Annotated in this window: 13 protein-coding genes; 7 read left to right on the forward strand and 6 right to left on the reverse strand. The window is 70.9% G+C overall.

Going from position 1 to position 12,841, the window contains the following annotated elements:
- Positions 1 to 30: 30 nt before the first annotated feature.
- Genes H4W81_RS40730 through H4W81_RS40740 form a run of 3 tightly spaced genes read left to right on the forward strand, consistent with a single transcriptional unit; the run spans position 31 to position 3,436 of the window.
- Positions 31 to 1,551 carry a succinic semialdehyde dehydrogenase gene (locus tag H4W81_RS40730; RefSeq protein ID WP_192779661.1) on the forward strand — a complete coding sequence of 507 codons (1,521 nt, stop codon included), beginning with the start codon at positions 31 to 33 and terminating at the stop codon, positions 1,549 to 1,551.
- Positions 1,548 to 3,194: an FAD-dependent oxidoreductase gene (locus H4W81_RS40735; protein ID WP_192779662.1), complete on the forward strand. Its 1,647-nt coding sequence runs from the start codon at positions 1,548 to 1,550 to the stop codon at positions 3,192 to 3,194. Before H4W81_RS40730 ends, H4W81_RS40735 begins: the two co-directional genes overlap by 4 nt.
- Positions 3,191 to 3,436: a hypothetical protein gene (locus H4W81_RS40740; protein WP_192779663.1), complete on the forward strand. Its 246-nt coding sequence runs from the start codon at positions 3,191 to 3,193 to the stop codon at positions 3,434 to 3,436. Before H4W81_RS40735 ends, H4W81_RS40740 begins: the two co-directional genes overlap by 4 nt.
- Here the strand turns inward: H4W81_RS40740 and H4W81_RS40745 are convergent.
- The 3 genes from H4W81_RS40745 to H4W81_RS40755 are packed head-to-tail and all read right to left on the reverse strand — an operon-like array spanning position 3,420 to position 6,090.
- A complete protein-coding gene (locus H4W81_RS40745) occupies positions 3,420 to 4,157 on the reverse strand; it encodes an N-acetyltransferase (protein ID WP_192779664.1) in 738 nt (245 codons plus the stop codon). The two genes, H4W81_RS40740 and H4W81_RS40745, sit on opposite strands and share 17 nt — an antisense overlap.
- 4 nt (positions 4,158 to 4,161) lie before the next feature.
- Positions 4,162 to 4,860: an alpha/beta fold hydrolase gene (locus H4W81_RS40750; protein ID WP_192779665.1), complete on the reverse strand. Its 699-nt coding sequence runs from the start codon at positions 4,858 to 4,860 to the stop codon at positions 4,162 to 4,164.
- Entirely contained in the window at positions 4,861 to 6,090 is a 1,230-nt protein-coding gene (locus tag H4W81_RS40755) for an MFS transporter (protein WP_192779666.1), read from the reverse strand.
- 91 nt (positions 6,091 to 6,181) lie between these two features.
- Between H4W81_RS40755 and H4W81_RS40760 the strand changes: the two genes are divergently transcribed.
- A complete protein-coding gene (locus tag H4W81_RS40760) occupies positions 6,182 to 7,159 on the forward strand; it encodes a LacI family DNA-binding transcriptional regulator (protein ID WP_192779667.1) in 978 nt (325 codons plus the stop codon).
- A gap of 45 nt (positions 7,160 to 7,204) precedes the next feature.
- Here the strand turns inward: H4W81_RS40760 and H4W81_RS40765 are convergent, their stop codons facing one another.
- Both H4W81_RS40765 and H4W81_RS40770 read right to left on the reverse strand, forming a co-directional pair.
- Positions 7,205 to 7,552 (reverse strand): hypothetical protein, encoded by a 348-nt coding sequence (locus H4W81_RS40765; RefSeq protein WP_192779668.1) that lies wholly within the window; start codon positions 7,550 to 7,552, stop codon positions 7,205 to 7,207.
- 63 nt (positions 7,553 to 7,615) lie between these two features.
- Positions 7,616 to 8,338, reverse strand: a complete 723-nt coding sequence (locus H4W81_RS40770) for an SDR family NAD(P)-dependent oxidoreductase (protein WP_192779669.1) — start codon at positions 8,336 to 8,338, stop codon at positions 7,616 to 7,618.
- Positions 8,339 to 8,404: 66 nt separating this feature from the next.
- Between H4W81_RS40770 and H4W81_RS40775 the strand changes: the two genes are divergently transcribed.
- The 3 genes from H4W81_RS40775 to H4W81_RS40785 all read left to right on the forward strand — a co-directional run bounded on the left by H4W81_RS40775 (position 8,405) and on the right by H4W81_RS40785 (position 11,413).
- The gene (locus H4W81_RS40775) at positions 8,405 to 9,244 is read left to right on the forward strand and encodes an SDR family NAD(P)-dependent oxidoreductase (protein WP_192779670.1); all 840 of its coding nucleotides are present in this window, start codon (positions 8,405 to 8,407) and stop codon (positions 9,242 to 9,244) included.
- Between the two features lie 51 nt (positions 9,245 to 9,295).
- Positions 9,296 to 10,846, forward strand: a complete 1,551-nt coding sequence (gene guaA / locus H4W81_RS40780) for a glutamine-hydrolyzing GMP synthase (RefSeq protein ID WP_397125810.1) — start codon at positions 9,296 to 9,298, stop codon at positions 10,844 to 10,846.
- 255 nt (positions 10,847 to 11,101) lie between these two features.
- Complete coding sequence (locus H4W81_RS40785) at positions 11,102 to 11,413, forward strand: hypothetical protein (RefSeq protein WP_192779672.1); 312 nt, start codon at positions 11,102 to 11,104, stop codon at positions 11,411 to 11,413.
- A gap of 249 nt (positions 11,414 to 11,662) precedes the next feature.
- Here the strand turns inward: H4W81_RS40785 and H4W81_RS40790 are convergent, their stop codons facing one another.
- Complete coding sequence (locus H4W81_RS40790) at positions 11,663 to 12,841, reverse strand: acyltransferase family protein (RefSeq protein ID WP_192779673.1); 1,179 nt, start codon at positions 12,839 to 12,841, stop codon at positions 11,663 to 11,665.

Below are 12,841 nucleotides of genomic sequence, written 5' to 3' on the forward strand. Positions count from 1 at the left end.
AAGCTTGAACCACCGAATATTCTTCCAGATATGCCGCACAGCCTGAGTCACGTCGTCTCCAGCGGGAGCACGCAGGAGATCATCGATCCCTTCACCGGCGAACCACTGGCCGCGATGCCGGTCTCCACGGCCGACGACGTCCGCGCGGCCCACGAGCGGGCGCGTGCCGCCCAGGAGGCGTGGGCCGCGCTGCCCGCCGCCGAGCGGGCCAGGCCGTTCCTCCGCCTGCACGACGCGATCCTCGACCGGCGCGCGGAGATCCTCGACATCGTCCAGAGCGAGACGGGCAAGGCCCGCAGGCACGCCTTCGAGGAGGTGCTCGACGTCGCGGGCTGCGCGCTCTACTACGCCCGTCGCGCGGCGGGGCTGCTCGCCCCGAAGGCGCGCAAAGGCATCTTCCCCGTGGCCACGCGGGTGGTCGAGCTGCGCCATCCCAAGGGCGTGGTCGCGCTGATCTCGCCGTGGAACTACCCGCTCGCGCTGGGCGTGAGCGACGTCGTGCCGGCGCTGCTGGCGGGGAACGCGGTCGTCCACAAGCCCGACACCCAGACCTCGCAGTCCACGCTGTGGACGATCGACCTGCTGGTGGAGCTCGGGATGCCGCGCGAGATCTGGCAGGTCGTGCTGGGCGAGCCCGCCGACATCAGCGACGCGCTCATGGACGGCGCCGACTACGTCGCCTTCACCGGCTCCACGAAGGCCGGACGCAAGATCGCCGAGGAGGCGGCCAAGCGGCTCATCGGCTGCTCGCTGGAGCTCGGCGGCAAGAACCCGATGATCGTGCTGGACGACGCCGACCTCGACGTGGCCGCCCAGGGCGCCATCCGCGCCTGCTTCACCAACGCGGGCCAGCTGTGCCTCTCCATCGAGCGGCTGTACGTGCACGAATCGGTCTTCGACGCCTTCGCCGAACGCCTGGTGCGCCAGGTGGAGGCGATGAAGCTCGGCGCCGGCCACGACTGGTCGGTCCAGATGGGCTCGCTGACCTCCCGGCGTCAGCTCGACGCCGTCGTCGCGCACGTCACCGAGGCCGTGGACAAGGGCGCGAAGGTGGTGACCGGCGGCCGGGCCCGTCCCGACCTCGGCCCGCTGTTCTACGAGCCGACCGTGCTGACAGGCGTCACCGAGGACATGGCGCTGTGCCGCAACGAGACCTTCGGCCCGGTCGTCAGCCTGTACCCGTACTCCACCGAGGAGGAGGTCCTGGCGCTGGCCAACGACACCATCTACGGGCTCAACGCCTCGGTCTGGACGGGCAACCCGGCGAGGGGGCGGGCGTTGGCCGCGCGCGTCAAGGCGGGCACGGTCAACATCAACGAGGGGTACGGCTCGGCCTACGCCTCCTACGACGCGCCCATGGGCGGCATGAAGGCCTCGGGCCTCGGCCGCAGGCACGGCGTCGAGGGCCTGCTGAAGTTCACCGAGGTGCAGAACATCGCCAGCCAGGCGTCCTGGCTCGGCTTCGACCCGCCGATGGGCATGCCGTACGAGAAGTACGCCGACGTGCTGGCGGGTCTGCTCAAGACGATGAGGAAGCTGCGGCTGAAGTGAGCTTCGACGTCCTGGTCATCGGCTCCGGGTTCGGTGGCAGCGTCTCGGCCCTGCGGCTGGCCGAGAAGGGGTACAAGGTCGGCGTCCTGGAGGCGGGCCGCAGGTTCGACGAGTCGACGCTGCCGGCGACCTCGTGGCGGGTGCGCGACTTCCTGTGGGCGCCCTGGCTCGGCCTCAAGGGCATCCAGCGCATCCACGTGCTCGGCGGGCCGAAGGGCACCAGGGTCATGGTGCTGGCGGGCGCGGGCGTGGGCGGCGGTTCGCTCGTCTACGCCAACACGCTCTACGAGCCGCTCGAGCCGTTCTTCCGCGACCCGCAGTGGGCGGGGATCACCGACTGGAAGGCCGAGCTCGCGCCCTACTACGACCAGGCCAGGCGCATGCTCGGCGTGGTCGTGAACCCGACGGTGACCCGCGCGGACGAGGTCATGCGGAAGGTCGCCGCGCGCATGGGCGTCGCCGACACCTTCAGGCCGGCCCCCGTCGGCGTGTACTTCGGGAAGAACGGCGAGGACCCGTACTTCGGCGGGGTGGGCCCGCCGCGCGACGGCTGCGTCGAGTGCGGCGAGTGCATGACCGGCTGCCGCCACAACGCCAAGAACATGCTGACGAAGAACTACCTCTACCTGGCCGAGCGGGCGGGGGCGAAGGTCTATGCCGAGTGCACGGTCGTCTCCGTCCGGCCCGACGGCGACGGCTACCTGGTCGGCGCGCACCGTACGGGGGCGCCGTGGCGGCGCCGTACGTTCAGGGCGAGGCAGGTGGTCTTCGCCGCGGGCACCTACGGCACCCAGCGCCTCCTGCACCGGCTGAAGGCGACCACGCTGCCGGGGATCTCCCCGCGGCTGGGCGCGATGACCCGTACCAACTCCGAGGCGCTGCTCGGCTTCGAGCGGCTCTCCGCCGGCGGAGACAAGCTCAACCGCGGTGTCGCGATCACCTCCTCGATCCACCCCGACGCGCGGACCCACATCGAGCCGGTCCGCTACGGCGACGGCTCCAACGCCATGGGCCTGCTGCGCACGCTGCTGGTCGACGGCGACGGCTCGCGGTGGCGGGGGTTCGCCCGCCAGGTGGCCCGCGACCCGCTGACCGCGTTGCGCCTGCTGAACCTGCGCCGCTGGTCGGAGCGGACCCTCATCGCCCTGGTCATGCAGGCCGACGGCGCCGCCATCACGACCAGGAGGTCGCCGCTCGGCCTGCGCAGCGAGGGCGGCGCCAACCCGACCTGGATCCCCGCGGGGCACGAGGCCGTCCGGCACGCCGCCGAGGAGATCGGCGGCGTGCCGGGCGGCTCGTGGCTCGACCTGTTCGACACCCCGGCCACCGCGCACTTCCTCGGCGGCTGCGCCATCGGCGACTCCCCCGGCAGCGGCGTCATCGACCCCTACCACCGGATGTACGGCTACGACGGGCTGCACGTCGTCGACGGCTCGGCGGTCTCGGCCAACCTCGGCGTCAACCCCTCGCTCACCATCACCGCGCTGGCCGAGCGGGCGATGTCGTTCTGGCCCAACGCGGGCGAGCCCGACCCCCGTCCCGCCCAGGGCGCCGCCTACGTGAAGCTCTCGCCGATCGCCCCCGCGCGGCCCGCGGTTCCCGAGGCGGCTCCGGGTGCGCTCAGGCTGAAGGTGCTGTCATGAGCTGGACGGACTGGGCGCTGGCCGTGCTGGACGAGCCAGGCGAGCCGACCCCGCTGGTGGAGTACCCCACGGGCGAGGCCGCGCGGATCCTCGAGGTGCGCGAGGTCGTCCCGCTCCACTCCGAGCACTGGGCGCACTTCACCCAGGGCCGCTCGACGCTCGAGGAGGCCTTCGAGCGGGCCGGGCTGTCCGATCGGCTGCGCCTGCTCAAGCCGGGCGAGCAGATCACAGTGGGTGGCTGACCCACACGTTCGGCTCCACGTAGACGGCGTGGTCCTGGTCGACGTCCACGTGGACGGCTACCAGCGCGCCGGGGACCTCCACCCGGCCCGAGACGTCGAAGGGCAGGCCGGTCCACCGCCGCCATTCGGCCAGCGTGCCCGGCACCACCATCGACCTCGGCGCCACCTTGAGGATCTTCGCCCCGGCCCGCACGTGCACCCGCAGCCATGCGTCGTACGGCAGGCCGTCGTCGCGCGTCCTGAAGGCGTACTCCGCCATCGGGACGCGCGGCTCCAGGTGCTTCTGGTTCGGCCGCACGGGCGCGAGCAGTTCGCTGAATCCCAGCCGCGCGGCGTTCTCCCGCATCGCCGTCAGCATCCTGCCCGACATCCCGCTGCCCCGCAGGTCGTCCCTGATGGTGATGTCGAGCGCCGAGATCGCATCGGCGCGGCCACCCCTCCTGCGGGTGGCCGCGCCCCATCGCACCACCGCGTCCCATCCGTCGTCGGGCAGGTCGCCTTCGGGCCGCTCGAAGGGGATCGAGCACGCCCTGGCCGCGACGGCGCCCTCCTCGTCCACCGCCACCAGGAGGTATTCACCGAAGTCGGTGGCGATGTCACTGTTGAAGTAGAGCCCGGCGACCGGGTCGTTGAGCATGAACTCAGGCCACGAGTGGGTCATCTGCCACAACGGCTCGACCAGGTCGGGACGCTCGGCCAGGGTGGTGATGCGGATCGTCATGCGTCTAGATATATCCGTTCAGGCCGCTCAGGAAGTCCTCGAACAGGTGGCGGTGGATGGTGTGCTCGGCGCCCTTCACGACGCGCACCTCGAAGCCTCTCTCCTTCAGCTCCTCGGCGAAGGCGGGGGCGACGAGGAAGCTCGGGTCGGCGATCTGCACCAGTGACGGCACGGCGGTCGAGGGCGTGAAGTCGGTCCCGACGATCTTGCTGAGGGAGAGCGCGGTCTGCGGGTCCCAGCCCTTCAGCATCTCCACCTCGACCGCCACCTCCTCGGCGGAGAAGCCGGGGTGCATGGCCGCGATCTGCTCGGCCGTCCAGTCCTTGGCCGCCGCGAAGCCGTCGGTCATGGCCACGCCGCCCTCCAGCACGGACAGTCTGAAGGCGGGATCGGAGTAGACGGCCCTGCCGGGCGCGAGCCGGTCGACGGCGGCGGCCAGCGTGAGACCGCCGAGCGAGTGCCCGATCGCCAGCGCGGGGGAGGAGGGCACCGACTCCAGCACGGACGAGGCCATGAGCTCCACCGGATAGCTCTCCGCCCTGGGCGAGGCGCCGTGCCCTGGCAGGTCGACCGCGACCACCCGGTAGCCGCGCTCGGCGAGCGCGGGCCCGACCCGCCACCAGCACTCCGAGCCGGCCATGATGCCGTGGATCAGCACCGCGACCTTGTCGCCTGTGCCCCATTCACGCGTGTGCAGCTGCATTTACCTGACTCCCTTGACGGGCAGTACGGCGACCGCCCCGATGAGTGAGATGACGATGGCCACGAGCCACAGCGCGCTGTATCCGCCCAGCCCGATGATGCCCGAGGCGATGAACGGGGCGACCATCTGTGGCCCCGCGTTCGCGATGCTGAGGATGCCCATGTCGCGGGCGGCGTCGTCCTTGCTGGGCAGGACGAGGGTGACGATGGCGATGTCCACGGCGCCGTAGGCGCCGAAGGCGGCGCCGTGGATGGCGCTGTAGATCAGCATCGAGGTCCAGCTCGGCCACAGCAGCGGCAGCACCATCGACAGCGCGGTGACGACGCCCGCGACGGTGACGAAGAGCTTGCGCCGGTCGAGCCGGTCCGACAGCGGCCCGCACACCACGGTCGCCAGCACGGCGCAGATCGTGGAGACGAGCGTCGCGGTGGCCACCGCCTGCGGCGCCTCGTCCTTCGGGATGCCGATGTGGTCCTGGAAGATGAAGAGCATGAACATCAGGACCATGAAGTAGCCGAGCACCATCAGGCTGCGCCCGATGAAGACCCACAGGAAGTCGCGGTGCCCCAGCGCGGAGAGGAAGTCGGCGATCGACCGCTTGGGCCGCACCGTCACCTCGTACTCGCCGGGGCGCGGGTCGTGGGTGAGCGAGACGACCAGGAGGGCACCGAGCACGACCGCCGAGCCGTACACCAGGTAGCCGAGAGAGACGTTGCCGACGAAGAAGACCGCGATCTGGGTGCCGAAGACGATGCCGACGGAGGTGGCGACGCCCAGGACGGCCGAGGCGGTGCCCCTGCGCTGCTCCGGCACGCGGTCGGGGATGATCGCGGTGAGCGCGGCCTGGTAGAGGTTCATCATGGCCTGGGCCAGCGACCAGCCGAGCAGGATCATCGGGATGGTCGAGACCTGGCTCATCAGCAGCATCGTGGCCAGCGCGGCGATCGCGCCGCCGAGGATCCACGGGTTGCGCCTGCCCCAGCGCGAGCGGGTGGTCCGGTCGGAGAGCATGCCCCCGATCGGGTTGAAGACCGTCGCGAAGACGGCGCTGACGCCCGCGACCAGGCCCACGTTGGCGACCTTGTCGGCCGGGTCGATCTCGGCGATCTGGGTCTGCACCAGCAGGCCGCCGACGCCCAGGTAGAGGGCGTACATGACGGCGTTGCTCGCGCCGAGGACGGTGAGCAGCTTCGGCAGGCCGTCCCGCCGGACGCCAGTGGTGGGGACCATGGCGACTCCTGACTTGAGGGGGGTGCTTATACGTATAAGCAGTGGATAGCATCAAGGGACCGAAGCTGACAAGAGGAATGTTCTGGATGTGATGAGCGGCAACAGGCCCGCCACGAGCATGGACGTCGCCAGAGCGGCCGGCGTCTCCCAGGCCACCGTCTCCTACGTGCTCAACGACCGGCCGGGCAGCCGGATCAGCGAGGAGACCAGAGCCCGCGTCCGCGACGCGGCCGAGCGGCTCGGCTACGTGCCGCACGCGGGCGCGCGCACGCTGCGCACCGGCAGCAGCGGCGTGGTGCTGCTCGCCGTGCCCGACATACCGCAGGGACCGCTGGCGACCGGCCTGCTCGAGGAGCTCGACAGGGAGCTGGGCGGGCGCGGCTACACCATGGTCCAGTACGGCGCCCGCCGCACGAAGGGCGTCGCGGCCGCCAAGGCGTGGGCCGAGCTCAGGCCCGCCGCCGTGGTGGCCGACACCAGCAGGCTGACCAGGGCGGGCATCGAGGTGCTCAGGGCTGCGGGGGTCAGGGCGATCATCGGGATGGGACTCGCGCCGGTGGCGGGCGTCCCCTCGCTGCGCACCGACCACGAGGGGGTGGGCGCGCTGGCCGTACGGCACCTGCTGGAACGGGGCCGCGAGCGGATCGTGGCGGTGGTCCCCCGAGAGGAGGGGCTCAGGGAGATGGGCCTGGCCAGGCTGCGCGGCGCGCGGTCGGCCGGCGTGCCGGTCACGGCCGTCGACCTGGCCTTCGACGAGGGTGCGGCGGCCGCGTTCGCGGCGAGCCTCGCGGGCGGCGAGGGCGTGTTCGCCTACAACGACGAGTACGCGATGCTGCTGCTCGCGGCCTTCCACGACGCGGGGATGGAGGTGCCCGGCGACGTGGCGGTGATCGGCTGCGACGACCTGCCGATCTCACGGCTGACCCGGCCGAGACTGAGCACGGTGCGGCCGGACCTGTCGGCGGCGCCGGCCAGGACGGCCACGCTGATCGACCGGCTCGTTCGCGGGATGCCCTGCGACGACGTCGACCTCTGGACTCTCCAGCTCATCCGCAGGGGCTCCACCTGACCGGCCGCCGCCTGGTCGCGAGGCCCAGCATGCACATCTGCATGACTAGACGTTGCTCAGTATTCCCATTGCCGCCGACCATACGACCCCCGCGACCAGGAACCCCAGCGCTTGACGCGTGAGCAGCTTGCGGAGGGGCCCGGTCAAGGAGAACGAGCAGCAGTGAAAGGCGAAGAGCGTGGCGGCGGCGGGAACCAGGACGACCGTCCCGCCCAGGAACCCGACCTTCCACGCCGAAGGACAGGTCGCGCCCCCGCAGACGCCGGACCACCCGATCTCGATGAGGCCGAAGAACCCGAGCGCCGCCATGCCCAGCGCACCGGCGCAGGCCACCACGATCAGCCTCGTGCGTTGCCCTGAGATCATCGACGGCGGGGCGGGGCGATCCGTCACACGACTCTCCTTGGCCGAGACGACGAGGAAGGAGGAGTATTTCATTCCGGGCGGCGGGCCGCGCTAGCGGTCGACGGCGGTGGCGCCGCCGTCCACCACCAGATGGGTGCCGGTGACGAAGGAGGCCTCGTCGCTCATCAGGAACCGCACCGCGGCCGCCACCTCCTCCGGCCTGCCGAGCCTGTTGGCCAGCGCCCTGCCCTTGAAGACCTCGACGAGCTCCCCCGCCGCCCTGGCCAGCAGAGGGGTGTCGATGTAGCCGGGACAGACCGCGTTCACCCTGATGGGGGCGAGCTCGTGCGCCATCGATCTGGTGAGGCCGAGCAGGCCCGCCTTCGAGGCGCAGTAGGCGGGGATGAACGCCTGGCCCACCAGGCCCTCGATCGACGAGATCCCGACGATCGCGGCGCCCTCGACCTCGCGCAGGTGGGGGAGGAGCGCCCTGGTCAGCAGGGCCTGGGCGCGCAGGTTGACGTCGAGGACGAAGTCCCACGCCTGCTCGGTGAGGTCGGAGACGGCCATGGGATGGGCGACGCCCGCCGCGTGGACGAGCCCGCCGATCGGGCCGAGCGCGTCGCGGGTGGCCGCGATCGCCGGCTCGAAGGCGGCGGAGTCGGTGACGTCGACCCGTAACCCGATGGCTGTGGCGGCCGTCTCCATGGCCACCTTCTTGGCCGCGGGGCCGTCGAGATCCCAGATCGCCACGGGCCGCCCGGCCGCCGCCAGCGCGATGGCGCACGCCCTGCCGATGCCCGAGGCGCCGCCGGTAACGATTACCGCGCTCATTCGTGTCCTTTCCACGCGACGCGGATCACGCTAACGTCAGATTCAAGCGAGCGCTAGGGAGGGACGGTGCGGGAGCTCTCCGGCAAGGTCGCGGTGGTGACGGGCGCCTCGAGCGGGATCGGCAGGGCGCTGGCGGTACGGCTCGCGGCGGAGGGCATGTCGCTGATGCTCGCCGACGTCGATCCGCGCGGCCTGTCCCAGACGGCCGCGATGATCTCGGGGGTCACGGTGCTCACGCAGATCACCGACGTCTCCGACGCGCCCGCCGTCCAGCATCTGGCGAACCGGGCCTTCGGCGAGCTCGGCGCGGTGCACGTGCTCTGCAACAACGCGGGCGTCTTCCAGGGCGGCCGGATCTGGACCCGCACCGAGGAGGACGTCGCCTGGCTGCTCGGCGTCAACGTCTGGGGCGTGCTGCACGGCATCCGCGAGTTCGTGCCGCGGATGATCGAGCAGGACACCGAGGGGCACATCGTCAACACCGTCTCCGTCGCGGGGCTGTTCGCGGGCGCCAACACGGGCGGGCAGGCGGTCTCCAAGTACGCCGCCCTCGCCGCCTCGCAGTCCCTCGCCCTCGATCTCGCGCAGATCGGCTCCAAGCTGCGCGTGAGCGCGCTGTGCCCGGGAGGGGTGCGCACCGGCATCAACCGCTCCGAGCGCGTACGGCCCGCCGACCTGATCGTGGCCCGCACCCGCGACGACCTCACCTCCCAGGAGTGGCTCGACGGGATGCTGGAGAAGGGCATGGAGCCCGCCGAGGTCGCCGACGCGGCCGTCGACGCCATCAGGCAGGAGCGCTTCCTCGTCCTCACCCATCCGGGCTACGAGGAGCGCCTGCGGGAGCAGACGGCCGCGCTGCTGGCGGGCCTGTTGCCGGAGCCGCCGGACGGCGAACCCCGCCCCTAGCGGGCCGGATACACTGGGAGCACCGCATTCACCTGCTTGGGGGTTCTCTCGGTGTCTGAATTCGACACAGTGCTCGTGGTCGACTTCGGTGCGCAATACGCACAGCTCATCGCCAGGCGAGTGCGCGAGTGCCACGTCTACTCCGAGATCGTCCCCTCGACGATGCCGGTCGAGGAGATGCTGGCCAAGAAGCCGAAGGCGATCATCCTGTCCGGCGGCCCTTCCTCGGTCTACGCCGAGGGCGCTCCCGCCGTGCCGCATGGCCTGTTCGAGACCGGGGTGCCGACCTTCGGCATCTGCTACGGCTTCCAGGCCATGGCCCAGACTCTCGGCGGGGAGGTGGCCCGCACCGGCGTCGCCGAGTACGGCGGCACCGAGCTGCGCGTCGGTATGGAGGGCGTGCTGTTCTCCGGGCTGCCCGCCAAGCAGACCGTCTGGATGTCCCACGGCGACAGCGTCGCCGCGGCGCCCGAGGGCTTCGCCGTCACCGCCGCCACCGACGAGACGCCCGTCGCCGCCTTCGAACACCCCGGCAAGGGCCTGTACGGCGTGCAGTTCCACCCCGAGGTGCTCCACTCCGAGCACGGCCAGGCCGTGCTGAAGCACTTCCTCGACGCGGCGGGCTGCCGCCCCTCGTGGACGATGCTCAACATCGTCGAGGACGCCGTCGCCGCCGTCCAGCAGCAGATCGGCCCCGAGGGCCGCGCGATCTGCGCGCTGTCGGGAGGCGTCGACTCCGCCGTCGCGGCCGCGATCGTCCAGCGTGCCATCGGCGACCGGCTGACCTGTGTCTTCGTCGACCACGGCCTGCTGCGCAAGGGCGAGGCCGAGCAGGTCGAGCGCGACTTCGTCGCCGTCACCGGCGTCAAGCTCCGTGTGGTCGACGCCGCCGACCGCTTCCTCAAGGCGCTCGACGGGGTCACCGACCCCGAGGAGAAGCGCAAGATCATCGGCCGTGAGTTCATCCGCGTCTTCGAGGACGAGCAGCGCGCCATCATGTCTGAGGGCCCCGTCGACTTCCTGGTCCAGGGCACCCTCTACCCCGACGTCGTCGAGTCGGGCGGCGGCACCGGCACCGCGAACATCAAGTCGCACCACAACGTCGGCGGCCTGCCCGAAGACCTGCAGTTCTCGCTGGTCGAGCCACTGCGCACGCTGTTCAAGGACGAGGTGCGCAGGGCGGGCGAGGAGCTCGGCCTGCCGTCCGCGATGGTGTGGCGCCAGCCGTTCCCCGGTCCTGGGCTCGGCATCCGCATCATCGGCTCGGTCACCCAGGACCGCCTCGACATCCTGCGCGAGGCCGACGCGATCGCCCGCGAGGAGCTGTCCAGGGCGGGGCTCGACCGCGAGATCTGGCAGTGCCCGGTGGTGCTGCTGGCCGACGTCCGCTCGGTCGGCGTCCAGGGCGACGGCCGCACGTACGGTCACCCGGTGGTGCTGCGCCCGGTGACCTCGGAGGACGCGATGACGGCGGACTGGGCGCGCGTGCCCTACGACGTGCTGTCGCGCATCTCGACGCGCATCACCAACGAGGTGCGAGAGGTCAACAGGGTGGTGGTCGACGTGACCAGCAAGCCGCCCGGCACGATCGAGTGGGAGTAGCCATCACTTAGCGGGGAGTCACGGAATAATCGCATTCCGTGACTCCCCCTTTGCGTTTCGGCTACATCGACGAGTCGATCCACGACAGACACGGCCTCTATCTCATCGCCGTGGTGCGCGCGCACCCCTCATTGGAGGGCGAGGCGCGCGACCTGCTGACCGCCTGCATACCCACCGGTCAGCGACCACATTGGGGCAAGGAGAGTGGCTCGGTGCGCGACGCCCTCGTGCGGGCCGTCGCGTCCCTTGAGGTCGATGCGCCAGGAGGCCGCGCGGGCTCGGGCGCTGGGCTGGGCGGCGCTCGAGCTTGCCCCGGGTGTCGGTCACCTGGTCATCGACCGGCGTGAGGATCGGCAGAACCGGACCGACAGGAAGGTGCTATCGGCGTTCGCGGGACGCCCTCAGCGCTTCACCTTCGCGCACGCGTCGTCCAGTGCGATGCCTCTGCTGTGGGTGGCTGACATCGTGGTGGGTGCCGCCGCAGCGCAACTCGCGAGAGGGGAGGAGCGTTATCTCAAGGCGCTGGACGGGCTGGTGGAGCTCTCGTCCGAGCTGACCGCGTCTTGACAGCGCAAAGGCCGGGCGCCCGTCATGCGGCGGAAAACCCGGCCTCACTTCGCAGCCCTAGTGGGCTGCGCATAACCGAGTGTAATCGACCGACTGCGGCAGTCAAGCGGAAAGCGCAAAGGCCGGGCGCCCGCCATCCGGCGGAAAAACCCGGCCCCACTTCGCAGCCCTAGTGGGCTGCGCATTACTTATAGTAGCCAATCGACTGCGGGGGTCAAGCCCTTTGCGGGACTGACGCTCACCGACTGGTCACGACGACACAGTGCTCGTGTCGCGCGGTCGAGGGAGCTCTACGACGCCACCCACTGACCTGGCGGCCAGCCGCCTGCCGTACCGCTGGGCGGGCAGTTCCACGAAGCGGTGGGTGAGCCGGCTCGCGCCGAGGATGAGCGCCAGCAGCGCGAGGCCGAGGCCGAGCTGGGCGGGCCACGGCAGCAGCCTGGTGTCGCCGAAGATCAGCAGCGCCAGCTTGAGCAGCGGTACGTGCACGAGGTAGACCGAGTAGCTGATCAGGCCGAGCCAGGCCAGCACCCGCGGCAGGGCCCGCTCGCGCAGCGCGAAGAACACCGCGAAGGTGGCCGCGGCCAGGCCCATCGTGGCCAGGTTGGTGAGGCCGTTGAAGGTCACCGGCTTGAGGAACGGCACCAGCACGATCAGCGCCGCCACCCCCGCCACCGGCCACAGGCCCGAGCTCTGGCCGTGCTGCCAGCGGTGGATCGCGGTGCCGGTGAACATCACCGACAGGATCATCGCGCCCTGCCAGGTCTCCCTGCTGCCGATCCAGATGAGCCCGACGGCCAGGACGGCCAGCGTCACCCCGCCCGCCAGCCGCAGGGAGCGAGAGCCGTACAGCACGCCGCTGAGGCCCGCCGCGACCACGGCCAGCACCACGAGCGGCGCCCACGGGCCGTCGAGCAGGTGGCCCTCGCGCGGCATCGTGAAGGCCACCAGTGTGGCCAGCGCCGCGAACGCCAGCGCGAACAGCCCGCTGCGCCGGTGCACCCCGGCCACGAACAGGCCCGTGACCAGCAGGTAGAAGACCATCTCGTAGGAGAGCGTCCACATCGGCTCGACCAGGCCCGCCGAGCCCGTGACCTCCATGAGCATCGTGAGGTGGGCGAAGACGTCGGCGTCGCCGCGCAGCGGCAGCAGGGGCGCCAGCGCCAGCGTGATCACGATGACCAGCAGGTAGAGCGGGTAGAGGCGGAACACCCTGCTGATCCAGAACGCCTTGATCTCGCCCCTGCGCTCCAGCGAGGCGGGGATGATGTAGCCGCTGACGAGGAAGAACACCAGCACTCCGTAGATGCCGAGGTTCATCCAGCGCGGCCGCAGCCAGTCGAGGAAGTGGTAGTTGAGGTGCTCGACGAGGACGGCTGTCGCGCCCACGCCACGCAGGGCGTCGAGCCACGCCAGCCGTCGGGTCAT

Source organism: Nonomuraea africana (genome assembly GCF_014873535.1).
GTDB classification, from domain to species: Bacteria; Actinomycetota; Actinomycetes; order Streptosporangiales; family Streptosporangiaceae; genus Nonomuraea; species Nonomuraea africana.